The organism is Streptomyces sp. NPDC005485 (assembly GCF_040606085.1).
Taxonomy (GTDB): Bacteria; Actinomycetota; Actinomycetes; order Streptomycetales; family Streptomycetaceae; genus Streptomyces.
In genome coordinates this window covers 1-23,018 of the sequence record NZ_JBEXDZ010000085.1, presented here as the reverse complement: position 1 = coordinate 23,018, position 23,018 = coordinate 1, and the positions used below count along the sequence as shown (strand labels likewise).

Annotated in this window: 21 protein-coding genes and 2 pseudogenes; 9 read left to right on the top strand and 14 right to left on the bottom strand. The window is 67.9% G+C overall.

Translation table 11 applies throughout. The features are described from left to right. The first annotated feature begins 82 nt into the window (after positions 1-82). Positions 83-529, top strand: a complete 447-nt coding sequence (locus ABZS97_RS26070; RefSeq protein WP_356141066.1) for an ATP-binding protein — start codon at positions 83-85, stop codon at positions 527-529. Between the two features lie 539 nt (positions 530-1,068). On the opposite strand, the gene ABZS97_RS26065 is transcribed toward ABZS97_RS26070, so the two are convergent. Continuing rightward, on the bottom strand, positions 1,069-2,010 hold the full coding sequence (locus ABZS97_RS26065) for an NADP-dependent oxidoreductase (RefSeq protein ID WP_356141064.1): 942 nt from the start codon (positions 2,008-2,010) through the stop codon (positions 1,069-1,071). Positions 2,011-2,121: 111 nt separating this feature from the next. Between ABZS97_RS26065 and ABZS97_RS26060 the strand changes: the two genes are divergently transcribed. Then, positions 2,122-2,688, top strand: a complete 567-nt coding sequence (locus ABZS97_RS26060; protein WP_356141062.1) for a helix-turn-helix domain-containing protein — start codon at positions 2,122-2,124, stop codon at positions 2,686-2,688. A gap of 8 nt (positions 2,689-2,696) precedes the next feature. On the opposite strand, the gene ABZS97_RS26055 is transcribed toward ABZS97_RS26060, so the two are convergent. Both ABZS97_RS26055 and ABZS97_RS26050 read right to left on the bottom strand, forming a co-directional pair. Further along, positions 2,697-3,134, bottom strand: coding sequence for a helix-turn-helix domain-containing protein (locus tag ABZS97_RS26055; protein ID WP_356141060.1), 438 nt, complete (start codon positions 3,132-3,134; stop codon positions 2,697-2,699). Between the two features lie 99 nt (positions 3,135-3,233). Beyond that, a complete protein-coding gene (locus ABZS97_RS26050) occupies positions 3,234-4,118 on the bottom strand; it encodes a helix-turn-helix transcriptional regulator (protein ID WP_356141059.1) in 885 nt (294 codons plus the stop codon). 172 nt (positions 4,119-4,290) lie between these two features. On the opposite strand from ABZS97_RS26050, the gene ABZS97_RS26045 reads away from it, so the two are divergent. The 5 genes from ABZS97_RS26045 to ABZS97_RS26025 all read left to right on the top strand — a co-directional run bounded on the left by ABZS97_RS26045 (position 4,291) and on the right by ABZS97_RS26025 (position 8,172). Next, positions 4,291-5,244, top strand: a complete 954-nt coding sequence (locus ABZS97_RS26045) for an alpha/beta hydrolase (protein ID WP_356141057.1) — start codon at positions 4,291-4,293, stop codon at positions 5,242-5,244. Between the two features lie 154 nt (positions 5,245-5,398). Beyond that, a complete protein-coding gene (locus tag ABZS97_RS26040) occupies positions 5,399-5,731 on the top strand; it encodes an AraC family transcriptional regulator ligand-binding domain-containing protein (RefSeq protein WP_356141055.1) in 333 nt (110 codons plus the stop codon). Between the two features lie 245 nt (positions 5,732-5,976). Further along, positions 5,977-6,129 carry a hypothetical protein gene (locus ABZS97_RS26035; RefSeq protein ID WP_356141053.1) on the top strand — a complete coding sequence of 51 codons (153 nt, stop codon included), beginning with the start codon at positions 5,977-5,979 and terminating at the stop codon, positions 6,127-6,129. Between the two features lie 109 nt (positions 6,130-6,238). Next, positions 6,239-6,901, top strand: a complete 663-nt coding sequence (locus ABZS97_RS26030; protein WP_356141051.1) for a flavodoxin — start codon at positions 6,239-6,241, stop codon at positions 6,899-6,901. Further along, positions 6,901-8,172 (top strand): ferric reductase, encoded by a 1,272-nt coding sequence (locus ABZS97_RS26025; protein ID WP_356141048.1) that lies wholly within the window; start codon positions 6,901-6,903, stop codon positions 8,170-8,172. Before ABZS97_RS26030 ends, ABZS97_RS26025 begins: the two co-directional genes overlap by 1 nt. A 262-nt stretch (positions 8,173-8,434) precedes the next feature. Here the strand turns inward: ABZS97_RS26025 and ABZS97_RS26020 are convergent, their stop codons facing one another. The 5 genes from ABZS97_RS26020 to ABZS97_RS26000 form a co-directional block, all read right to left on the bottom strand. Then, positions 8,435-9,637, bottom strand: coding sequence for an XdhC/CoxI family protein (locus ABZS97_RS26020; protein ID WP_356141046.1), 1,203 nt, complete (start codon positions 9,635-9,637; stop codon positions 8,435-8,437). 140 nt (positions 9,638-9,777) lie between these two features. After that, on the bottom strand, positions 9,778-11,973 hold the full coding sequence (locus ABZS97_RS26015) for a xanthine dehydrogenase family protein molybdopterin-binding subunit (RefSeq protein WP_356141044.1): 2,196 nt from the start codon (positions 11,971-11,973) through the stop codon (positions 9,778-9,780). Continuing rightward, positions 11,970-12,950 carry a xanthine dehydrogenase family protein subunit M gene (locus ABZS97_RS26010; protein ID WP_356141042.1) on the bottom strand — a complete coding sequence of 327 codons (981 nt, stop codon included), beginning with the start codon at positions 12,948-12,950 and terminating at the stop codon, positions 11,970-11,972. The genes ABZS97_RS26015 and ABZS97_RS26010 overlap by 4 nt, the downstream gene beginning before the upstream one ends. Positions 12,951-12,961: 11 nt before the next feature. Further along, positions 12,962-13,609, bottom strand: a complete 648-nt coding sequence (locus ABZS97_RS26005; protein ID WP_356141040.1) for a (2Fe-2S)-binding protein — start codon at positions 13,607-13,609, stop codon at positions 12,962-12,964. Positions 13,610-13,680: 71 nt separating this feature from the next. Then, the gene (locus tag ABZS97_RS26000) at positions 13,681-14,964 is read right to left on the bottom strand and encodes an MFS transporter (RefSeq protein WP_356141038.1); all 1,284 of its coding nucleotides are present in this window, start codon (positions 14,962-14,964) and stop codon (positions 13,681-13,683) included. Between the two features lie 140 nt (positions 14,965-15,104). Here ABZS97_RS26000 and ABZS97_RS25995 point away from each other — a divergent pair, with 140 nt between their 5' ends. Next, positions 15,105-16,037, top strand: a complete 933-nt coding sequence (locus ABZS97_RS25995; RefSeq protein WP_356141036.1) for a helix-turn-helix transcriptional regulator — start codon at positions 15,105-15,107, stop codon at positions 16,035-16,037. Positions 16,038-16,107: 70 nt separating this feature from the next. Here ABZS97_RS25995 and ABZS97_RS25990 read toward each other — a convergent pair whose 3' ends face one another. The 6 genes and pseudogenes from ABZS97_RS25990 to ABZS97_RS25965 all read right to left on the bottom strand — a co-directional run bounded on the left by ABZS97_RS25990 (position 16,108) and on the right by ABZS97_RS25965 (position 20,740). Further along, complete coding sequence (locus ABZS97_RS25990; RefSeq protein ID WP_356141034.1) at positions 16,108-16,593, bottom strand: hypothetical protein; 486 nt, start codon at positions 16,591-16,593, stop codon at positions 16,108-16,110. A 162-nt stretch (positions 16,594-16,755) separates the two neighbouring features. Next, positions 16,756-17,109 (bottom strand): annotated as a pseudogene (locus ABZS97_RS25985) (transposase family protein); the annotation flags it as partial. A 204-nt stretch (positions 17,110-17,313) separates the two neighbouring features. Further along, positions 17,314-18,048: an SDR family NAD(P)-dependent oxidoreductase gene (locus ABZS97_RS25980; protein ID WP_356141032.1), complete on the bottom strand. Its 735-nt coding sequence runs from the start codon at positions 18,046-18,048 to the stop codon at positions 17,314-17,316. Between the two features lie 23 nt (positions 18,049-18,071). Next, positions 18,072-18,824, bottom strand: a complete 753-nt coding sequence (locus tag ABZS97_RS25975; protein ID WP_356141030.1) for an SDR family oxidoreductase — start codon at positions 18,822-18,824, stop codon at positions 18,072-18,074. Positions 18,825-18,978: 154 nt separating this feature from the next. After that, positions 18,979-19,647 carry an NAD(P)H-binding protein gene (locus ABZS97_RS25970; RefSeq protein ID WP_356141028.1) on the bottom strand — a complete coding sequence of 223 codons (669 nt, stop codon included), beginning with the start codon at positions 19,645-19,647 and terminating at the stop codon, positions 18,979-18,981. A 184-nt stretch (positions 19,648-19,831) separates the two neighbouring features. Beyond that, positions 19,832-20,740 (bottom strand): helix-turn-helix transcriptional regulator, encoded by a 909-nt coding sequence (locus ABZS97_RS25965; RefSeq protein WP_356141026.1) that lies wholly within the window; start codon positions 20,738-20,740, stop codon positions 19,832-19,834. Positions 20,741-20,855: 115 nt separating this feature from the next. On the opposite strand from ABZS97_RS25965, the pseudogene ABZS97_RS25960 reads away from it, so the two are divergent. Then, a pseudogene (locus tag ABZS97_RS25960) lies at positions 20,856-21,628 on the top strand (fumarylacetoacetate hydrolase family protein); the annotation flags it as partial. Between the last annotated feature and the right edge of the window lie 1,390 nt (positions 21,629-23,018).

Sequence of the window (23,018 nt, the reverse complement as noted above, 5' to 3'; positions counted from 1 at the left end):
AACGGCGCACCAGGAAAGGATCGACCGCCCCTCCCTCGACCACACCACGCACAGCACCGCGCCACCCCAAGCGAGGTCCCCCATGAAGACGACGACCGACCGCACCGCGCCCGGGCATCGCAACCCCACCCTCCTCAGCAGTCACATGCCACTCGACCACGAACCACGAGCAGCCCCGGCAGCCCGCTGCCACGCCGCCACGGTCCTGCGCGCATGGGGGGTCCCTGAGGATCTGGTCCAGGACGCCGTCCTCGTCATCTCAGAACTCGTGACCAATGCATCCCTGCACACCCGCACCGGGCCGCTGGACCTGAACCTCACGACCTTCGACCACGAACTGGCCATATCGGTCACCGACGCATGTACATCCCCCGTCGAACTCTGGACACCGCAAAACTCATCCGAGCGCGAACACGGTCGCGGCCTGGACATCGTCCGCTCACTTGCCCACGCCGTGGGATGCAGCAGAACCCCGACCGGGAAGACAGTCTGGGCTCGGCTCAGCACCGGCATACTCAGGGCGTCTTGACCCGGGAGGACGCGCATGGCTCTCAAGCACATTCAAGACGCCCAGACAAACAGGGTCACCGCGACGACGCGGTGGCACGGCTGTGCGGCGGGGTGCTCGTTGTCTCCGTTGCCTGCACCGAACCGAGCGCAGGATCCTGCCTGCCACACACGTCTGGATGTACGAGCTGGGACCGGCCTCGGCGCTGACTACTCAAGGCCAGCCTCAACGAGAGCGCGTCGCCCGCTGTACACCCCGGGCCACAGCACGCAGGGCACCGCCAAGACGACGGAAGGCGCGGGCCATCCGGCCCGGGACGCCCGGTTCACCCGCATCAACGCGGCCTCAATCAGCACCTACCGCTGGTGAACCTCCTGGCACCGGTTCACCGCCCTCGCCCTGGCCCATCTCGCGATCTGCTTCGCCGTCTCTGCCGAGGAACCCGGATCGCCGGACATGATCCGGCTGACGCGCTCAGAGGCTGGTCGGCGTCGGCGGAGCAGATCGCGAGGGCGGCCAGGCGAGGGGCTTTCCAGCACACCGCGCCCCGCAGGCAGCGGTCAATCGATCGTGATGATGAGTTTGCCACCCTTGGGCGTGCGGTTGCGTTCGAGTTCCTTGAGCGCTGGGATCGCCTCGCTGAGCGGCACCGTGCGTGCGATCGGCAACCGCAGCGTCCCCTTCCCAGCGGCCCGCGCGGCCTCTTCGATATCCGCCGCGATGGTTTTCGCCATCAGCACCTGGTACGGGCCTGGCATGGCGCTTCTCACGAACTTCGCGGGCGTGGGGTTGATGTCGATGATGCGACCGCCAGGTCGCAGCAGCGTCCGCGCAGCGCTGATCGGCAACGTGCCCGCGGTGTCGAAGACGACGTCGAATCGCCCTGCGAGTTTTGTCGCGTCGAAATCGAAGTCGACGACCGGGGTGATACCGAGGCCGTGTGCCTCTTCGATGGCGGTACCGCGGCAGCTGCCTGCCACGGAGACATCGTGCATCAAGGCGATCTGTGCGGCAGCGCGGCCGACTCCGCCGAGACAGCCGTGGATGAAGACCGCTTGCCCGGCTCGCAGCTTGCCCTTGTTAACCATGGCCTGGACGGCGGTGAGTCCGACAGTGGGAATCGCGGCGGCCTCCTCCCAAGAGAGGTTCGCCGGCTTTTTCACGACCCCCTCCTCCTCGGCGACGACCACCTCGGCGAACGCGCCTGACGCCTTTATGCCTGCCAAGCCGAGCACTTCGTCGCCGACGCTGAGCCGAGTGACGCCGTCGCCGACCGCTTCCACGACGCCCGCGAAGTCGTTGCCCACTCCACGCGGGAACTTCCGGCCGGTCATTACCTTCAAGTGGCCGCCGCGGAGGCCCCAGTCCATCGGGTTCGCTGCCGCTGCCCTCACACGGACCCGAACCTCGCCGGAGCCGGGCCGTCTCGGCTCGAAGTCCTCGAACCGCATCACCTCAGGTCCGCCGTACTGGTGGTACTGAATGCGCTTCATCGTCGTCATGGTGAGGCCCTTCCCGTGCCGATGTCATCAGGTGACATCACCGTACCAGATTGATGTCACCTGATGACATCACTTGGTGGTTCACCGATCGGCAACGCCTAGACTCAGGGCATGGGACGATGGGAGCCAGGAGCCAAAGACCGGCTGCGCGAGGCCGCGCTAGCCCTGTATCTCGAACATGGCTTCGAGCAGACGATGGCGGCCGACATTGCCGAACGAGCCGGCGTCACAGTGCGTACCTTCTTTCGCCACTTCGCCGACAAGCGCGAAGTCCTCTTCGACGAATCGTCTGAGCTGTTGGAGAAGTCACTCGCCACGCTGGATGCGGCGCTCCCCACAGTGTCGACACTGGACGCCGTCGCGGCCGCGCTCGACACCGCCGCCGGCATGATCGGAAGCGACCGTGAGCTCGCGCAGAAGCGACACACGGTGATCATGGCCGACGCCAACCTCCGCGAACGCGAACTGATCAAGCAGGCGTATATGTCGGCCGCACTCGCCGACGGGTTGCGACGGCGAGGCATCGGCGACGCAGAGGCTAGCCTGGCCTCCGAGACCGGCCTTGCCGTGTTCCGCGTCGCCTTCCAACGATGGGTCGACGCCACCGAAGACCTCGACCTGCGCGATGCCATGCGCCAGTCGTTCGCCCAACTGCGCTCCCTGACCGCCTCCAGCTGATCCGCCGTTCACGCCGACAGCCCTGGTGCCCTGCGCAAGCAGTTGATCATCAACGGTTGCGCAACTTCTGCCGCTGATGCGTCAGTTCCCAATCGGGGCCCGACGCTGGAAACCCATGCTGCTGTGTCACGCGGTGAAAGCGGGCGGTGCGCCTCCATGGCCAGGTACAGATAGGCCACGTTGATCGGCTCGGTCAGCTTCCGGCCGGTTGCCCCACGCAGCTTCGCGAGTCGATAGCGAACGGCGTTGGGTTGACAGTGCGGCCTCTTCGCGGCCTCGGCGGTCGATCCCTTGGCGTCGTACCAACCCCGCAGCGTCTCCAGGAGAAGATCCTGCTCGTCAGGGCGATGCGCGTTCAGCGCGTCGAGAAGGTCACGCACGAGGTCGGCGGAAACCTCCGGCTCGGACGCGAGCAGCACCGCAACGCGGGCCTGCCCGTAGCGCAATTGGTGGCAGTCGGCAGTCGGCCAGCAGTATTTCTTTGACCGCCCTGCCGGGTAGCGGCGTTCGCGCCGGCCTGGATCAGGCAGCCCAGGCCGGGGCGCTCAGTTTGGATCTGCCGGCCGCCGGGCGGTTTGCCGGGGTTGTTCGTGGCCGTTGTCGATGGTCCAGCTGGCCAGGAGGCGGAGTTTGTCTTCCGAGTCACTGCCGGGCTGGGCGTCGTAGGCGATGAGGGTGAGGTTGTCGGCGGCCAGTTCGAGGGGTTCGTAGGTGAGGTGGAGTTCGCCGACGAGGGGGTGATGGAGGGGTTTGGCGCCTTGGTGGTGTTGGCGGATGTCGTGGCGGGCCCAGCGGGTGCGGAAGGTCTCGTCGCGGGTGGACAGTTCGCCGACGAGGTCGGTAAGGGTCCTGTCGTAGGGATCGCGGCCGGCTTGGGCGTGCAAAAGGGCGACGGTCTCATCGGCGGCGCGTTCCCAGTCGCCCCAGAACTGGTTGGCGCGGGGGTCGAGGAACAGGAACCGGGCGTGGTTGGGGGTGGCGCCGCGGGCCGCGTCGATCACGGGGGCGAGCAAGGCGCGACCGAGGGCGTTGGCGGCCAGGAGGTCGGTGCGGCCGTTCATGACGAGCGCCGGGCCGGTGAGCGAGTCGAGCAGCCGCTGGATACCGGGCCTTACCGTCTGTGGATCAGCGCGACGACGGCCCCGCGCCGGACCGGCGGCGCGGGCGAGATCGTCCAGATGGGTGCGGTCGTCGTCGTTCAGTCGCAGCGCGCGGGCCAGAGCATCCAGTACCTGCCCGGAGACCCCGGACAGGTCGCCGCGTTCCAGACGGGAGTAGTACTCCACGCTGATCCCGGCCAGCTGGGCGACCTCGGCCCGGCGCAGGCCGGGGACCCGACGGGCGCCGTAGGAGATCAGACCCGCCTGCTGCGGTGTGATCTTGGATCGGCGTGAGGTCAGGAACTCTCGGATCTCGCTACGGGTGTCCACTCTTCCCAGGCTAGGCGGCCTTCCCGGACGGAGGGGTGCCCTGCCATTACACCTTTCAGCAGTGCCTTCCGCCCCGTCCGGCCATCGCCTGTACTGAAGCCATCAGAGCCAGCCATCACAAATGGCGACACCCTGACTACTAAAAGTGACAGTCAAGGAAAGGGCACGGCCGATGACCCTGCAGGACAACTACATCTTCGACCTCGACGCCGACGTCACGCGCACCTCGGTGACGTACAAGACCCGGTATGGAATCACCGTCGCGGCGGACCTCTACCGGTCCAAGGACTTCGACGAGTCCCGGAAGCATCCGGCGATCATCGTCGGCGCGCCGTTCGGCGGCGTGAAGGAGCAGGGCCCCGGCATCTATGCCCAGAACATGGCCAAGCGCGGATTCATCGCTCTCGCGTTCGACCCGTCCTACAACGGCTACAGCGGTGGCGAACCGCACCACGTGGCCTCTCCCGACATCTTCGTCGAGGACTTCAGCGCCGCCGTCGATTATCTCGGCACCCGCACCTTCGTCGACCGGGAGCGCATCGGCGTGATCGGCATCTGCGGCAGCGGCGGATTCGCCCTCAGCGCCGCTCAGGCCGACCCGCGCATCAAGGCCGTCGCACCGGTCGTCATGTACGACATCCACAGGCTTACCTCCGAGGGCCTGTACGGCTCCCTTACCGACGAGGCGCGCGCCGCCGCGCTCGACGCGGCCGCCGAGCAGCGGTACGCCGAATTCGAGGGCGGCGCCCCCGCGCTGACCCCGCGCGGCGCACCTTTGGAATGGGACGAGGACACCCACGCCATCGCCGTCGAGTTCGGCGAGTTCTACTCCCGGCCGCGCGGCTACCACCCGAACGCGATCGCCTCGTTCACGGTGACGAGCACCCCGTCGTTCATGAACTTTCCGCTCCTGAGCCACCTCCCGTGGATCTCGCCCCGGCCGATCCTGTTCGTCGCGGGAGAGAACGCCCACTCCCGCTACTTCAGCGAGGACGCCTACAAGCTGGCGGCCGAACCCAAGGAACTCCATGTCGTCCCGAACGCCGGCCACGTCGACCTGTACGACAGGACCGACCTGATCCCGTTCGGCAAGCTGGACGAGTTCTTCACCAAGAACCTGGTGTGACACCGGCAGGACCCTGGTGTGCCCCCCGAGCGGCCTCCGCTGAGACCTCCCCGGTCCCAGCGGGACCCCCGCCCCAACCACAGGCGGACAGCCCGGCCGCAGCCATGGAGCGGCCTCGCGCCAGACCTGCCCTCAGGCGACGATCATTTGACAATTGACGCGGCAGGGAGACTACGACCGGTTCCTGCCGAACGCCACAGTGGCCGCGGTGCTCGCGGATGCGGCCGAAGCATTGGGCCGTCCCGATTTCGGCATGCGCCTCGCGCGCGAGCAGGGCATCCAAATACTCGGTCCGGTGGCCGTCATCATCCATAACGCGGAAACCTTTGCGTCGGCAGTGGACGGCGTCGCACGGTATCTGCACAACATCGCGCCCACGACAGCGTCGAGTTGGTGCACGGACCGCGCGCGGCGGTGTTCACGCTCACGACGACCGTACGTCCGGCGGCACATCGCGACCAGTGGATCGAGAACGGCCTTTTCGTGACCATGGACGCCTTCCGACTGATAGTGGGCGAGGATTTTGCACCCCTCCGGGGCCACCATGCGGCACTGTCATATCGGTCCCACCACCGAATACCGCGAGATGTTCAGGTGTCCGGTCGAGTTCGAGTCGGATCTGAACTCCGTGCACATACCCACAGAGGCGCTCACGCAACAGATCCGTGCACTGACGCCGCGGCACTGGCCCTGGCAGAGAAGTACCTCCCCGGCATCGGCCTCGACCGCGCCGTGCCGGACCACGTCCGGGACCTGATCCAGCGGCTCCAGGTCGCCAACCACGCCGGCCTGGTGGAGATCTCGGGGGCCATGGCCCTGCATCCGCGCGTGCTCCAACGCCGACTCGCCGAGTCCGGCACGTCGTTCGAGGTGATCAGGGGCTGACGGCTCACGGACTATCGCCTTCCCATGCGCCTCGCCTGAGCGGGCGCCACGGTGAGCGCCCTCATCTCCTCTCCCATGCCTGAACAGATTGCGCCCTGAGGTTTACGCCATGGAACGTCGCAAAATGCTGGGACTCATCACAGCCGCCACCGCCTCCTTCGGCGGTCTTCTGGCCGTGAACGAGCGGAAGTCTTCTGATTCCGGCTCACTGGCGATACCGGTGAAACGGTCGCCCCACCCGATCAAGCGCGGTAAGGGAACTCTGGTCGTTTATTTTTCCAAGACCGGAAAGAACTACCCCGATCTCGACATCAAGGTCGGGAACACCGCCCAGATCGCCCGTTTTATCCACGACAGGGTCGACGGGGACACTTTCGAGATCGTCCCGGCCCGCCCGTATCCGGCTGACTATGACCAGACGGTGGAACAGGCGCAGCGAGAGGAAAGCCGGAGCATCTTTCCCGCCACAAAGAGTGTCATGCCTGACACCGACCAGTACTCCACCATCTTCCTTGGCCACCCGGTCTGGTGGGGCGAACAGCCCATGGTCGTCCAGACCTTCATGCGGGATCGCGACCTGAGCTACGGGACGATCGTCCCCTTCGTCACTCACGAAGGCTCTGGGTTCGGCAACTCGCTGGACGTACTCGGCCAGTACTATCCGAAGGCCCGCGTCCTTGACGGATTCTCCGCACGCGGTACCGCGGTGCACACCAACCCGGGGAACGCTCGCCGCGAGGTCAACGCCTGGCTGGAAGGGCTGGGCTTCTGATGGTCCGAAAGCTGCTGCTGTGGAGCTTTGCGGTCATCTTCCCGCTTCCGCTCGTGCTCGCCCTGAACCTGGAACTCGCCGACGTCCCGTCCATGCGGCTCTACATCACCTGGGGCCTGATCGCCTACAGCTGGTGGCTCCTGGCCGTCCTGTTGAGTGTGCGGCCGTCCTGGCTGGACCGAGGCGTCGGGTTGCCTTCGGTCTACGCACTTCACGGCATGCTCGGTGTCCTTGCCCTCATACCGGCGTATTTGCACAGGGAGAACACCTTCGCCCCGGACGACCTTTCAAGACTCCTGGGAGACTGGAGCTTCTACGCGGCGCTGGCCGTGCTGTGCTACTCCATCGTGTTCATGAGCGGTTGGCTGACCGACAGGTCTCGTCTCGCGCTGAAGGTGAAGAGCCGGCTTGAGACCGTCTTCCGACGCCAGTTGTCGGTGTGGATCCACCGGCTCAACCTGGCCGTCGTCCTCATGATCTGGCTTCACGTCCACCTGATCGGACGGGTGAATCAGCACTTCTGGTTCATGGCTCTCTTCGATCTCTACACAGTGGTTGTGCTCGGGATCTACGTCTGGAAGAAGTGGGTGGCACCGGATTCCTTCCTCGTAGGGGCCGTACAGGAGAACATCGCACTGAACGGCTCCACGCGCAGGGTCACCATCGCCCTCGACCGCACGGCGACCACGTCACGGCCGGGCGACTTCTACTTCCTCAGCTTCGACGACGCCGGTACCGGACGGGAGTGGCATCCCTTCTCCGTCACGGACGAACGCCGCGACGTCCTCACGTTCACGATCCGGCAGACCGGCGACTTCACCCACAAGATCGGCGCCGTGACCACGGGCACACGCGTGCGTTTGGAGGGTCCCTTCGGGCGACTCGACTACGCCCTGAGCAGGTGCACCGATGACCCGCCGCTCGTGCTGCTGGGGATGGGCGCGGGCATCGCACCGCTGCTGAGCCTGACGGCGAAATACCTCACGGACCGACACGTCCACCTGCTGTGGTCGGTACGTCGCGCCGACGACGCGTACTACAGCCCCCTGCTCGACGAGTACGAACGCCGCAGCGGGGGGCGGCTCACGGTCACGACCCAGGTGGGCCGGTTTCACCGGGATCGACTCTCAGCACTTCTGCGGGAGGAAGAAGTCGCACGCGGGGAGTTCGTCATCGTGGGGCCCAACCCGGCCGTGCTCGCCACGCAACGGACGCTGCGCCGGATCGGGGTGTCAAGGAGCCGGGTCCATCATGAACGACTCACGATGTAGCGACCTCGCCGCCCAGACCTACGCCGGACGCCTCGCCTCCGCGGTGGCCTGCGTCGCGTCTCTGGCCGGGTGTCAACGGTCATGGAGATGCCCAGGTAGGTGGCCGTTGGATCACGGTTGTCCATCCCGCGACCGTACGACCGAGGGCGGCACGGTGGGCTGTACTGGCAGTACACCCGTCGTCAGCAACTCGCTATCCACGCGACGGCCGTGTGGCTCTGTACCTTCGGCCCCACCGCTGCGCACTGTCGGCCAGCGGTGATCACGGTGCCGCGACGCCGTGCCCGGCAGGCAGTGGCAAGGGTGCCGCTCCGTATTCTTCCTCGATGGCCTGCCCATCACCGGGCCCATGAACAGTCGTTTCGTGAATCGGGCCGCTGCGCTGAGAAAGCGGCAGGCCACTCGTCCGGTTCGCGTGAGCGATGATCTCTGCGGTGATGGAGACCGCCGTCTCCTCGGGGGTACGCGCGCCGAGGTCCAGGCCGATCGGCGACCGCAGCCGGGACATCTGGGCCGCGGTGACACCGGCCTCGCGCAGGAGGCGCAGGCGTTCGCCGTGGGTGCGCCGGGATCCCATCGCGCCGACGTAGCCGACGGGAAGGCCGAGGGCCAGGCGCAGCAGGGGGATGTCGAACTTGGCGTCGTGGGTGAGGACGCATACGGCGGTACGGTCGTCCACCTCCGCGCGTTCCAGGTAGCGGTGGGGCCAGTCGACCACCACCTCGTCGGCGTGCGGGAAGCGGGCGGTCGTGGCGAAGACGGGCCGGGCGTCGCAGACGGTGACGTGATAGCCGAGTATGCGGCCGGCCTGGCTGAGGGCGGCGGCGAAGTCGATCGCGCCGAAGATGAGCATGCGGGGGCGGGTGGCGGCCACGTGGACGAGCACGGACAGCCGCTGGGGGCAGGCGTCCGCCTCCCCGCCCAGCGTGACGCGGGCCGTGCGTCCGGCCCGCAACAGGGCCCTGGCTCGGTCCGCCACCGCCCGTGCCACCGGCCCGTCGTCCAGCGTCCCGCCGACCGGCCGACCGTCGCCGAGCACGCTCAAGGTGGCGCCGAGCAGCCCATCGGGACCGTCGACGACCTGTGCCAGCGCCGCGGGACGGCCGCCCGCCACCTCCGCGAGAGCCGCTCCGAGATGCCACTGGCTCGCGGGGTCGACGCGCTGGACGACGACATCGAGTTCGCCGCCGCAGGTCAGGCCCACAGCGAAAGCGTCCTCGTCCGAGTAGCCGAACCAGGCCCGCTGGGCCGCGCCCCGATCGTGCAGCACCTGCCGACACAGTTCGTACACCGCGCCCTCCACACAGCCGCCGGAGATGCTGCCGACCGCGTTGCCGTCCTCGTCCACCGCAACGGATGTACCCACCGGCAGCGGTGCGCTGCCACGGACGTCGACTACGGTCGCCAGGGCGAAGGGACGTGCCTCGCCGCACCACCGGTGCAAGGTCTCCGCGATGTTGAGCATGAACTTTTCTCCGTGGTTCGCCGTGGGGTGCAAGTCGGGCCGCAGCCGTGCCTGACGGGGAGCATGCGCGGCTGCGGCCCTGGGGGCCCGGGAGCCAGACGGGGAGCAGGCTGCCGGACCGGTCGAAGGGCGCGCTCAGGTCAGAGCAACGCCTCAGCAGTGATGGGCAGTTGGCGGACGCGGCGGCCTGTGGCGTTGAAGACCGCGTTGGCGATGGCGGGTGCCACGCCGACGTGGACGACCTCGCCGAGCCCCTTCACCCCGAGCGGGTCGGCCTCACGGTCCTCGCCGTCCAGGTAGATCGCCTTCACGTCGGGCACGTCGGCGTTGACCGGGACCAGGTAGTCGGCCAGGCTCGCGTTCACGATCCGGCCGTCCCTGTGATCGGTGACCGTGTGCTCCAGCAGGGCCGTACCGATACCACCCACGATCCCGCCGATCGCCTGGCTCTCGGCGAGCTTGGGGCTGATGATCCGGCCCGCGTCGTACACCCCGAGCATCCGCCGAACCCGCACCAGCCCCAGGTTCGCGTCCACGGCGACCTCGGCGAAGGTGGCGTTGTAGGCGTAGAAGGAGTGCCGCTCCGGGCTGGGCGCCCCGGCGAACGAGCCCAGGGCTTCCAGGTGAGGGCGGTCGTTGCGGGCCATCAGGGTGCGATAGGTTTCACCGCGCGCCGGGTTGTTCTTCACGTGTAGCCGCCCGCCCCGTACGACGATGTCGGCGGCCGGTACGCCGTACAGCGGCGACTCGCGGTCCCCTGCGGCCAGTTCGATCGCCTGTCGGCGGACCTGGTTGCAGCCGTCCAGGACGGCGGAGCCGACGCTGGCCATGGTCTGAGAACCGCCGTGCGGGGGTGTCGGCGGGTAGAGGGAGTCGCCGAGCTTGAAGGTGACCGTGCGCATGGTCAGCCCGAGGGCGTCGGCGGCCACCTGGGTCTGGGAGGTGTACGTGCCCGGCCCCATGTCACTGGCACCGGCCACGACCAGGGCGGTGCCGTCGGCGTCCAGCCGGACCCGGGCCTGAGCGGCGTTGCGCTGCGTCTCGTACACGCCGACCGCCATGCCCATGCCGATCAGCCAGTCCCCCTCGCGCCGCGAACGCGGCCGGGACGAGCGCCGGTGCCAGCCGAACTCCCGTGCGCCGACGGTGTAGCACTCACGCAGCCGGCGGGTGGAGAACGGCAGCCCGTTCGACTCGTCCTGGTTCGGCTCGTTGCGCCGGCGCAGTTCGATCGGGTCGATGCCGAGCTTGTGTGCGAGCTCGTCCATCGCCGACTCGATGACGAAGGCCGCTGTGGCGAAGCCCGGGCCGCGCATCCAGAGCGGTGTGTTCACGTCCAGCGGCACCGGCCGGTACGCCTGGCTGACGTTGGGCATGCTGTAGAGCATCTGCCCTGCCGGCATGACCGTCTCGGTGAATGTCTCGTACGACGAGGTCTCGGAGTCGATCGCGTGGGTCATGGCCGTCAGGCGTCCCCGCCTGTCGCTGCCCAGCCGCAACCGGTACTCGTAGGAGGGCCGGAAGCCGGTGCCGAAGTACATCTGCCGACGGCTGAGCACCAGCTTGACCGGACGGCTCATGATCCGCGCGGCCAGGGCTGCGACGATCGTGTGCGGCCAGCAGCGCAGCCCGCTGCCGAAGGCCCCTCCGACGAACGGGTTGATGACGCGCACCGAGTCCTTGGGCAGGTCGAACACCGTGGAGAGTTCATCCCGTGTGCCCAAGACCCACTGGGTCTTGTCCCACACGGTCAGTTTGTCGCCGTCCCAGCGGGCGATGGTGGCCTGCGGCTCCATCGGGTTGTGGTGGTTGCGAGCCAGTTCGTAGGTCAGGTCCAGCCGTACGGCCGCGGAACGCAGGGCGGCCTCGGCGTCGCCGCGCGCGTATGTGGTCGGCTTGTCCGGCGTGGCCTCGTGCAGGTCGGTCGAGGGCTCTTCGGCGTCGTAGCGGACCTTGACGAGACTCGCGCCGTGCTGGGCGGCCTCCAGGGTGGTGGCCACGACGACGGCGACCGGCTGGCCGTGGAAGAGCACCCGGTCGTCCTGGAAGACGCGCAGCCGACGGCCGGGCGGGTTGTTGGAGCCGGGATTGTCGCGGTACGGCAGCGCCGGCGCATTGCGATGGCTGATCACCTGGAGCACGCCAGGGTGTTCCAGAGCGGCACGGCTATCGATGGAGATGATACGGCCGCGGCCGATGCTCGCGTCGACGATGACCGCGTGCGCGGCACCGTCGTTGTCGTGCTCGGCAGCGTACTGCGCCTTCCCCGTGACCTTGAGCCGGCCGTCCACCCGGGACAGCGGCGCACCCACGGCTGCCTGCGGCTGGGGGCTCACTTGGTACCTCCTACGATGCGCAGCTGGCGTTCGACGGTCCGCTTGAGCAACTCGGCCTTGAAGCCGTTGTGCTGAAGGGGTCGAGAGCCGTCGGCGGCTCGCGCGGCGGCGGATGCCCACAGCGATTCCGAGGGGCGATGGCCGATGAGGTGCTCCTCGACGGCGGGCAGCTTCCAGGGCACGGTCCCCACTCCCCCTGCGGCTACCTTGGCCTCCCGGATCACCCCGCCCCGGACATGCAGGGCGACCGCCGCCGACGTGAGGGCGAACTCGTAGGACTGGCGGTCGCGCACCTTCAGGTAGCCGGACTTGAGCGGACGTGGCAGCGGAGGGATCTCCACTGCCGTGATCAATTCGCCCTGTCCAAGGGCGTGTTCACGCTTCGGCGTCGTCCCGGGCCGCAGCAGGAAGTCGGCGAAGGGAACTCGGCGTTCCCCGTCCGGGCCGACCAGGTGCACCGTCGCCTCCAGCGCCGCGAACGCCACCGCCACGTCGGAGGGGTGGGTGGCCACGCAGTCGTCGGAGGTGCCGAGGATCGCGTGCATCCGGTTGAAGCCGTCACGGGCGCTACAACCCGAGCCAGGTTCACGCTTGTTGCAGGCAGCGGTCACGTCACGGAAGTAGGTGCACCGGGTGCGCTGCATGATGTTGCCGCCGATGGTCGCCATGTTCCGCAACTGCGCCGACGCGCTCAGCTCGAGCGCCTGCGAGACGACCGGGTACAGCGTGCGCACCTTGGGATGGGCTGCGGCCTCGGACATGCTCACCAGCGCACCGATGCGCAAGCCGCCCCGCTCGGTGACGGTGACCTTGTCCAGCGGCAGGCCGGAGATGTCCACGAGGGTCTCGGGGCGCTCGACGGTCTCGCGCATCAGGTCGACCAGCGTGGTGCCCCCGGCGATGTAACGCCCGCCACGGCTACCGGCGTTGACAGCCTCGTGTGTGTCGGAGACCCGTGTGTAGGAGAAGGGATGCATGGGGTGCCCCTCTAATTCCGGGCGGCGGTCTGCTCGACCGCACGCACGATCTTGACGTAGCAGCCGCAGCGGCAGATGTTGCCGCTCATCCACTCCCGGATCTCCTCCGGCGAGCCGGTATGTCCCTCCTGGATACAGGCCACGCCCGACAAGATCTGGCCGGGAGTGCAGTAGCCGCACTGGAAGGCGTCCTCGTCGATGAACGCCTGCTGCAACGGGTGCAGTTCGTCGCCCTTGGCCAGGCCCTCGATGGTGGTGACCTCGGCGTCCTCCAGGCGCACGGCCAGTGTCAGGCAGGAGTTGACCCGCTGCCCGTCGACCAGCACTGTGCACGCGCCGCAGGCCCCGGCATTGCAGCCCTTCTTGGAGCCGGTCAGCTCGAAGTGCTCGCGCAGCAGGTCCAGCAGAGAGGTGCGGTTGTCCACCGTCACGGTCCGGCGGGTGCCGTTGACCGTCAGGGAGACGCGGCTGGAGGGCGTGGCTCCTGCGGCGGCCGCGTCCTCGGATCCGCCGAGGACCGTTCCTGCGATCACACCGCCCGCGACGACGGCACCGCCGACCGCGGTACTGGTGGCGATGAAGGTGCGCCGGCTGGGAGCCGAGGGGGACTCGCTGGATCCGGTGGGGGGCGGGACAGATTCAGGGAGATCGGTTGTCATACCTCTGCCTTCACATCTCTGACGGATGAACCGTGCACAGCGGCACGGCAGGGGGCATTGCCGGAAGGGCTTCAGGGGTTCGTGATGCCTACGGCGTCGGTATCCCCGGAGCCTCGTATGACGGAGGCCGACGGGCGACGGCGCTGGGTGAGAGCGATCGTGATCGTGGGAATCAGGGTCAATACGGCGATGACGGTGCCGACCGCCGCGGGGCCGGTCGCCCCCAGAGGGGAGTCAAGGGTGAGGCCGGCGAGCCAGGAGCCGGCTGCGGTGCCCAAATTGAACGCCGAGACGGTCAGCGCGGAGCCCAGCGTGGGTGCCCGGCCCGCGAAGCGGACGGCCAGGGAGATCAGGACGGGGTTGGCGCCGAGTCCGAACAGACCGAGCAGGGCGACCAGCGCGATGGTGGGGATCGCAAAGCCGGACAGCAGGCAGATCGCCAGCAGCAGGGTGGTGGTCCCCGCTGCCGCCACGATGGTCGTCGCATAGGGACGGTGGTCGCCGAGGCGGCCTCCCATGAGGAAGCCCACCAGGGCGCCGGCCCCGAAGCCGACCAGCACCAGCGGTACCAGGCCGGGCGCGATATGGGCCCGGTCGGTCAGCAGCGGCGAGATGTAGGAGTACGTCGACAGCACGCCGCCGGTGGTGGTCGCGCAGGCCGCCAGCGCCAGCCACAGGCGGCCGGAGCGCAGGGCGGAGATCTCGGAGCGGATCGACACCACCTGCTGGTCCGGGCCGTCGTGCGGGACCTGGCGCGCGATCAGCACTGTGGCCGCGGCGGCGAGAGCGGCGAGTGCCCAGAACGGTCCGCGCCAGCCCATCAGCTGCCCGGCGAAGGCACCCGCTGGCACGCCGACGACGTTGGCGAGCATGGCGCCCGAGCCCACCACGCCGAGCGCGCGGGAACTCGCGGCCGGACCGGCAGCACGCGCGGCCACGACGTTGGCCACCGCCCAGAACGCTCCGGTCGCCATCGCCGTCAGGAACCGCGCCGCCAGCAGCAGCGTGAAGTTGGAGGTCAGCGCCACGATCACATGCCCGACCGCGAACACGGCCAGAGCCAGGACGAGCGTCCACCGGCTCGGCAGCCGCAGCGTCAGCATCGCCATCAGCGGGGCGCCGACGACCATGCCGACCGCGAAGACGGTGATCAGCAGACCCGCCTGGCCCACGCTCACCCGTAGGTTCCCGGCGATCTCCGGCAGCAGGCCCGCCACCACGAACTCGGTCGTGCCCATCAGGAACGTGCCCAGAGCCAGCACATAGATGACCGTCGGAAGCCGGGTCGGCACACGTTCGTGGTCTTCGGCGCGTACGTGGCCGGGGGCGCTGAGCACCCCGCCTCGCGGGCTCATGTTTCCATCTCCCAAAAGTGTCGTGTGATCGAGTGGACGACATCCACCGAACCGGCTCAGACGCGTCGGAGGAAGGTCGCGTTTATGGGGGGCATAACCTCAACCTCCCTAAGCGAGGGTCCGTGGCTACCGTGGGGGTCATGGACGAACCCCGACCCGCCCACCGCTCCGCCGAGCGCGCGGACAACCGTTCCGACATCCGGGACTTCCTCGCGAGCCGGCGCGCCAAGCTGACCCCGGAGCAGGTGGGGCTGCCCACCAGCGGTCGGCGCCGGGTTCCCGGGCTGCGGCGCGAGGAGGTCGCTGTCCTCGCCGGTGTGAGCACCGAGTGGTACACGCGCCTGGAGAAGGGCCACATCAGCGGCGTCTCCGAGGATGTCATCGGTGCGGTCGCCCAGGCGCTGCAGCTGGACGAGGACGAACGCACCTATCTGTTCGACCTGGCCCGGGCATCCCGGCCGGTACCCCGCCCGCCCCGCCGCCGCAAGGACGTGCAGGTCCCGCCGTCCGTCCAGTGGGTGCTCGACTCCACGACGATGTCCTCGGCCTTCGTGCGCAACGGCCGCATGGACGTGATCGCGAGCAACGCGCTGGCGCGGGCCGTGCACGCGCCGATGTTCGCCAACCCCACCACTGACAAGCACGGCCGCCCCAACATCGCCCGCTACATCTTCCTGGACGACGGTGCCCTCGACTTCTACGTCGACTGGGAGTCCGCTGCCGTCTCCACCGCGGCCCTGCTGCGGGCCGAGGCCGGGCGCGACCCCTACGACCGGGACCTGCGCGAACTGATCGGCGAACTGTCCACACTCAGCGCCGAATTCCGCACCATGTGGGCGGCACACGACGTCCGCATCCGCCACGACGGCACAAAGCGTCTGGACCACCCCGATGTCGGCCGCCTGGAGCTGGCCTACCGGTCCCTGGACCTACTCATGCCCCACCGGACCATCCACGACCTGACCTTCTACACCGCCGAGCCCGGCACCACCTCCGAAGACCGGCTCAAACTCCTCGCCAGCTGGACAGCACCCCAGCCGCCGGACACAGAGACCGCACGGCACACTCGCTGACAGATCGTGTCGCGTACGGCACCGGCATGCCGCAACCCGTATAGCGCACAATCAGGGGAACCCAACCGGCTCATGGCGAGAAAGCGAACACAGTTCCCGTCCGGCTGCTGTGGATCGCGCTCTCGATGACGTCCAGGACGGCTGCGGCTTCACTCAATGTCACCGGTGGTGTGCCCTCACTGCGGATCGCGCGCTCGGCTTCTCGGTCGAAGTCCGGGTGGCCCCTTGCAGCAGGGCGACGGGCACCTCCTCGGTGCCGCGGGTGAGCGCCGCCCGTTTGAACCGTGTCGAGCTGGGGTGTCTTCGGGTCGGTGGCCTGCTGGTCGACACCGAGCACCACAAAGGCAGCCTCGGAACCCAGCACGCGCATACGGGCCCCGAGTAGGCCGTCACCTGGCTCATCCACCAGGCCATCGCCTACCAGGCACTCGACATATCGGACGCGACCGTCCAAGTCCGACTCGTCCACAGCCACTGCCAACGCCGCCACCAGGCAGGCGAGGGCAGGAAGCCAGCGCTTCTGTCCGGCCGGGCCGCGACCCTCCAGGGGTTGCATGAGTCGTGCGCTGTGAGGCGCCCGCACGGTTCTGAGGGGGCCGGTGCAGCGATGCACCGGGGCTACCCGACTGATCCTGGGAAGTCCGTGCCTGCCGACGCATCATCTCCGATCCCCCTGCCCTGCACCAACTCGGCCCTCATCCGAAAGCCGCCCCCAAAATTCCTTGACTATCGCCGAGACCTCGCTGCTCAGACGCGTGGTGCGGCGTTGGAAGCGCTCCAGCAGCCCAGGACCTTGCTCGCGGAAGGTCTGCCGCCGACAGCCCACGAGCAGACCAGCGTCGCACCTGAACGTTGACCAAGAGCCGGCGCCCGCGGACCGGCACGTCCGCAACTGTCCGGACGTGGTACCCATGCGTCTTCCCCTCGGGATCGCGCACAACGGGCAGGGACAGGGAACACCTCGGACCCGGGCCAAGACCCGGATCACCTCGCCGTCGTCCGTCACATCATCGATGGACAGCGCCGAGAGTCCTGAAAAAGCCGTTGTCACAAGGGAGTTGGCATCTTGCATATGCCGTCAATGACGGCGGTCACCTGCCGTCACCACCGACTACGGAACAGCGCCGCTTGTTTGACGGACCCTGCGTACCGAGCGGACGTAGTCGATGTTGACCTCCGACGGGCGGGACGGCCTCTTCGCGGCGCAGGCCGGTCCACGCCGCTCCCCACCGCAGTGGGGTCCGTCACCCTTGGGAGCATTGAATCCGGTTTGCGCTCAGTCGCGCAGATCAATGTGCGTGTGCTCGGTGAGCGTATCCAGTAGCCCGTTTTGGAACGATGCGTCATGGACAGCTGGGTGCGGCGTCTGGGTGCGCTGGTGGAACCAGTAGAGGCCGCTGGTGAGCGCTTCGGCGTCGCTGCTCGTGGCCAGCCATGCCTGGGTCCGATGGGCGAGGCTCAGGTCGTCGCTCGCGCCGGGGCCGCCCATCTTCGTCGGCACCCAGCCGGGATCGACCGCGTGCGCGAGCACACCGGGCCAGAGCCGGGCGACGGTGGCCATGAGGGCGGTGATGAAGAGCTTGCTGTCCGAATACGAGCGCGTCTCCCGGTTGCCCGTCCAGTCGATGCCGGTGAGGTCTGGGTGGCCGCCCTGGTGCATGCTGCTGCTGAGATAGACCAGCCGTTCCGGGCGCGCCATCCCGGCGGTGAGCACGTAGGGCGCGACGACGTTGACCGGTAGCACTGAAGGGCCGTGCATGGTGCCGGCGTTGTGGATCACGGCGTCGAAGCGGCCATGGGAATTGGCCTGCGTAACCAGGTCGCGGACCTCGTCGAGATGGCCGAAATCGCCGACAATCGCCTCGGCGCCGCGGTCGATGAGGTGCTGGACGGCGGCTAGCCGTGCCGTCGTGCGGGCGTGTACAACGACGCGGTGCCCCTCATCGAGGAGCGCCTCGGCGGTCGCTTTCCCGACGCCATCGGTCGAGCCGGTGACCAGAATCCGTGACACGTCATACGCTCCGAATCCGTTGTTCACCAGGACTGCCCTGCGGGTCCGATGGTGAATTCATTGACTGTGGTGTCGGCGGGCAGATCGAGCGCGTACGCCACCACGTCGGCCACACGCTCGGGCGCGATCCCGTACTGGTCGTAGAGGGCCTGCGCGCCCTCGGCGGTGTCCTCGTCGCTGATCGCGTCCAGCAGCTCAGTGCTGATAGCGGCGGGGTAGATCGTCGCGGTGCGGATGTTCGTGCCCTCGCCTGCGGACTCCATGCGCAGGACCTCCATGAAGTCGCGCACGAACCACTTGGTGCCGCCGTACACGGCGCCGCCCGGGTACGCCTTGAGGCCCGCCACGGACGAGGTTGCGACGACGTGCCCGGACTTCTGCTCGATGAACGTCGGGAGCACGGCTGCGATGCCGTTGAGCACGCCCTTGACGTTCACGTCGACCATCTGGTGCCACTCGTTGGTCTTCAGTGCCGACAGCGGGCTGTTGGGCATGAGGCCGGCGTTGAGGAAGATTGCGTCCAGGCGGCCGTATGTGTCCTTGGCCAGATCCACGATCGCATCGTTGTCGGCCTGCACGGTGACGTCGAGCGTCTGGCTGACGGCCTCACCGCCGGCCTTCGTGATGTCCTCGACGATCTGGGCGAGCTTGTCCTTGCGGCGGGCCCCGAGCACGACCTTCGCGCCCCTGCTGGCCAGCAGGGGCGCGGTAGCCTCTCCGATCCCGGACGACGCGCCGGTGCTGACGACGACCTTCCCTGCGATGTTCTGTGCCATGTGCTTCTCCTTCTTCTCGCCTGCCAGGCGTTCTGCGAGATCAAGTGCTGGCGGGCTGTGTCGTTGGAAGCACGCACCAGGCGTGACACCTTTTACTCTCACGCCTGGGGAGGGACTGTCAGGACCTCCCGGTCTCCTGCGTCGGGAGCACGGTTCAGCGTCGGGGGCCGACGGAGCGCGCGACTTCGCTGACCGCCTGCGCGATCGGGGTCTGCCCGTCGGTCACCTCGACGATGGTGCGGGTCAGCTCGGTGCTGTGCAGGGCCTCGACGATGAACTCCGCCAGGTTGGCGCGGCGGATGTCGGTCTCTCGCAGGGCGAGCCCCGCCGAGACGAGGCCGTCGCCTGCACCGTCGAGCATGTGCCCGGGGCGGACGATCAGCCAGTCCAGATCGGTGCGGGTCAGATAGATCTCCGCGCCGCGCTTGACGTGGATGTAGTGCTCGAAGCCCTCACCGAAGCCCTTGCCGCGCTCCGAGTCGGCGAAGGCCGAGACCAGGACGAATTTGGTCGCTCCGGCTTGCGCGGCGGCGACGGCGGCCTTCTCGACGCCCTTGCCGTCGATCAGGGTGGTGAAGTCGCGGCCGGTGCCGTGCGCGCCTGCGGAGAAGACCACGACCTCGTGCCCGGTCATCTTCGCGGCGAGGTCGTCGACGGTGTCGTCGATGAGGTCGCCGGCCACCGGGGTGGCACCCGAGCTGACGACGACATCGCGCTGATCGGGGGCGCGGTACATGCCTGTGGCGGTGTCGTCGTGCGTGCTCAGCGCGGCGGCGAGCCGTGTGCCGACACCTCCGGCGGCGCCGATGATGAAAACGTTCACGGGACGTGCCTCCTTCTGGTGATTTCGCATGGTGTTTGCGTTCGTGGGTTCGGGTCGGGGCATGTCGACGGCGTGCGGCGGCATGCCGGTCTTGTGTCCTGGGACTGCTGTGGGAGGGCCCACTAGGCGTTACGTATAGCGGGCGGCGTGTTGCACCGGGTCGAGGCCGCTGCGCGTAGCGGCTTCAGCGTGCCGGGAACTGCCGCGCGGGTGAGTGCGGCTCGTGGGTGGCTGCCCAGGAGGCGAGCAGGCGCAGGGCGTCTTCGGAGGGGGAGCCAGGTTCGGCGGTGTAGATGGTCAGGGAGTGCGCTTCGCTGGCGGACATGGGCAGGTCCAGGGGCTGGTAGGTGAGTTCCAATTCACCGGCATCGGGGTGGTGGAAGCGTTTGATGCCGCCGTGGTGGATGCGCACGTTGTGGGAGGCCCAACGGGTACGGAACTCGGGGCTGAGGGTGGACAGCTCTCCGATGAGCTCGCGCAGCGCCTTGTCGCTGGGGTATCGGCCGGCCTCGGCGCGCAGGAGCGCAGCGGTCATGTTGACAGCACCGTCCCAGTCGGCGGCGAAGTCGTGGGAGGCGTCGTCGAGGAACCAGAACCGGGCGAAGTTGGGCCGACCGGGCACGCCAACGCTCCGACTGTCGAACACGGGCGCGAACAGGGCGCGGGCGAGGGCGTTGGTGGCCACGATGTCCAGGCGGCCGTTGGTGACGAAGGCTGCGGACAGAGTCACGGAGTCGAGCAGCCACTGGACGCGGGGCGGGACGTCTACGGCCTTGCGGCGGCGCCGGGGCGCCGGGCTCGGCTGCGCGGCCTTGGCGAGGTCGAACAGGTAGGTACGTTCGTCGTCGTCCAGCTGCAGGGCGCGGGCCACTGCGTCCAGGACGTCCTCCGAGACGCCGCTGATGTGGCCTTTCTCCAGGCGGGTGTACCACTCGGTGCTCACGCCAGCAAGGACCGCGACTTCCTCGCGGCGCAGGCCCGGCACCCGGCGTCGGCCGCTGGTGGGCAGCCCGACTTGTTCGGGGGTGAGCTGGGCTCGCCGGAGTGCGAGGAAGTCGCGGATGTCGGCACGGTTGTCGGAGCGGCGTTCCATGCCTTCCACGCTACGGCCGGAACCCTGCGGGTGGGGGGTTGAGCTTGTACCCCCATAAACGCAGCCTCCCACGTACGCGGCTTGGGCGGTTTCAACCGGCTCCCTGCCGCTGCCCCTGGCCGACGTACGGCTGCTGCCGCCACTGCGACCGCCGACCGTACGCGACTACATGACCTTCGAGAGCCATGCCGCGGGCATCGCCCAGGGATACGGCGGCACCGTCCCCGCCGAGTGGTACGAAGCCCCACGTTCTACTTCACCAACCCTTACGCGGTGATCGGCGCCCACGACGACGTGCCGGTACCGCCGGGCTGCGCACGCTTCGACTTCGAACTCGAAGTGGCCCCCGTCATCGGCGAAGCCGGCCGGGACCTGACCCCCGAGAAGGCGCGCGGCCACATCATCGGCTACGAGATCCTCAACGACTGGTTGGCCCGCGACCTGCAAGGCCGCAAGATGAAGGTCAAACTCGGCCCGGCCAAGGGCAAGGACACCTCCACCACCCTCGGCCCCTGGCTGGTCACCGCCGACGAACTGGAACCCCACCGCAACCCGGAGGGCTTCCTCGACCTCGCCCTGACCGTCCAGGTCAACGGCGAGACCGTCGGCCAAGACCAACTGGGCAACATGGCCTGGACGTTCGAGGAGATGGCGGCGCACGCCTCCCGCGGCACCTGGATCCTCCCCGGCGACGTCTTGGGCTCCGGCACCTGCGGAAACGGCGGCTGCCTGGCCGAACTCTGGGGCCGCGGCGGCACCTTCGAACCCCCGCCACTCTTCCCCGGCGACATCGTCACCATGACGGTCGAGGGCATCGGCACCATCAGCAACACCGTCGTCGAGGGCGTCCCCCCGATCCCTCTGCCATCCGCCCGCCGCAGGGAATGACCCTCGGCTCGTGATGGGCGGGCCGGTGCGACGTCTCTCCCCCGCCTGGCGCCTACGTCCCCTGAACAACCCGCCTCTAACGAACCCGGTGCCCGGCACCGGGAGAAAGGCACGAACAACGTGGACAAGGTCATGGCCTCGGCCGCCGACGCGATCGCCGACATACCGGAAGGGGCCTCAGCCCGAGGTCAGGCGACGGCCGCTTGTGATTCCCTTCGCCCCGCGAGCGTCCCGAATCCGACGTCCAGTCGCTCACGCCGTGCGTATTCAGTGAGTTCCCGGACCGTGGCACCCGCGCATCTTTGCAGGGCAGGCCAGTTCGAACTGCTGCGGACAGCGATGCTGTTCAACTCGAACGTTTCCACAGGTCAGGAGCCTACGTAGGAGGGGCGGGTGAGACTCGAACCCGCGGCCGACGGACTATGAGTCCGCTGCCCAGCTTCACGACGACGTTCGTCCGCCCAGCCGTCCCGTTCTCCTGCCTGGCCATGTCCAGGCAGGAGAACGGGAACACCGCCCGAGATGCAAGCAGTGTCCGAAGGCGGTGAGTGAGTCATCGGCCAACGCCACCAAGCCATTGCAGGGCGACCGCCGACAGGTCTCACTACAGCGCTGATCTGCATCAACACCTCCTCGGGACGGAAAACGGGCCCATTCGACCCGGATTCGACCCGAGGCCCATGTATCCCGAGACCGAACACCTATGAACTGCAGCGATGCAGGAAGTGCCGCTGTACCAGCCAAATACAAGCAGAAAAATAGGTACAAAACGTCACACTCGAACATATCGGTACACAGTCCATGCGCGGAGCGGCACACGGTGCGATCGACGCCATAGACCGGGGCTGATACCTTCACCGTTGCTCGAAACCTGCTCCTGCACGCCAACAGCCCCTATGAGCAGGCGACTTCGAAATCCGCTTCCGCGAGACGGAAGCAGTATTGCGGCCTCGCGAAGCCTCTGCGGACGATGTCACCACGCCACAGAGACGGGAATCAGCCACCATGCCTCACACCACCGCCTTCGCCAGGAACCAGTGGTACAGCTAGCGCACCTTTCTGACCTGCGCTTGTGTGGGGGCGATGAGGCTGTGACCTGCTAGGACGGGTTGCAGAGGCGAGCGGAGGCAGTCAGAGGAAAACGCTCCGGTTCGACCCCGGTTCGACCCGGGTCGATCAGAGACAGTCAGAGGCAACGACCTCTGCAACTGGGCTCTGAGAGACCTGAGTTGGCCGGTGTGGATCAAGAGTGAACCACTCTGGCGGGGCTCTGTTTCGACCTCGGTCGAGCTGCGATGGGGACGCCTGCCTCCGCTCGGGGCCAGCCGTACGCGGCCTTCCAGGATTGCCGTCCTGGAGGCCTTGGCCGGCACCGAGTGGAGGTCGGTTC

What these genes read in the sequence shown, in the direction of transcription:
- ABZS97_RS25990 (WP_356141034.1), bottom strand. Translation starts at nt 16,593, where the DNA reads ATGCAACCCCTGGAGGGTCGCGGCCCGGCCGGACAGAAGCGCTGGCTT.
- ABZS97_RS25975 (WP_356141030.1), bottom strand. Translation starts at nt 18,824, where the DNA reads ATGGCACAGAACATCGCAGGGAAGGTCGTCGTCAGCACCGGCGCGTCG.
- ABZS97_RS26010 (WP_356141042.1), bottom strand. Translation starts at nt 12,950, where the DNA reads ATGCATCCCTTCTCCTACACACGGGTCTCCGACACACACGAGGCTGTC.
- ABZS97_RS26045 (WP_356141057.1), top strand. Translation starts at nt 4,291, where the DNA reads ATGACCCTGCAGGACAACTACATCTTCGACCTCGACGCCGACGTCACG.
- ABZS97_RS26065 (WP_356141064.1), bottom strand. Translation starts at nt 2,010, where the DNA reads ATGACGACGATGAAGCGCATTCAGTACCACCAGTACGGCGGACCTGAG.
- ABZS97_RS26060 (WP_356141062.1), top strand. Translation starts at nt 2,122, where the DNA reads ATGGGACGATGGGAGCCAGGAGCCAAAGACCGGCTGCGCGAGGCCGCG.
- ABZS97_RS26025 (WP_356141048.1), top strand. Translation starts at nt 6,901, where the DNA reads ATGGTCCGAAAGCTGCTGCTGTGGAGCTTTGCGGTCATCTTCCCGCTT.
- ABZS97_RS25995 (WP_356141036.1), top strand. Translation starts at nt 15,105, where the DNA reads ATGGACGAACCCCGACCCGCCCACCGCTCCGCCGAGCGCGCGGACAAC.
- ABZS97_RS26005 (WP_356141040.1), bottom strand. Translation starts at nt 13,609, where the DNA reads ATGACAACCGATCTCCCTGAATCTGTCCCGCCCCCCACCGGATCCAGC.
- ABZS97_RS26030 (WP_356141051.1), top strand. Translation starts at nt 6,239, where the DNA reads ATGGAACGTCGCAAAATGCTGGGACTCATCACAGCCGCCACCGCCTCC.
- ABZS97_RS26000 (WP_356141038.1), bottom strand. Translation starts at nt 14,964, where the DNA reads ATGAGCCCGCGAGGCGGGGTGCTCAGCGCCCCCGGCCACGTACGCGCC.
- ABZS97_RS26070 (WP_356141066.1), top strand. Translation starts at nt 83, where the DNA reads ATGAAGACGACGACCGACCGCACCGCGCCCGGGCATCGCAACCCCACC.
- ABZS97_RS26020 (WP_356141046.1), bottom strand. Translation starts at nt 9,637, where the DNA reads ATGCTCAACATCGCGGAGACCTTGCACCGGTGGTGCGGCGAGGCACGT.
- ABZS97_RS25965 (WP_356141026.1), bottom strand. Translation starts at nt 20,740, where the DNA reads ATGGAACGCCGCTCCGACAACCGTGCCGACATCCGCGACTTCCTCGCA.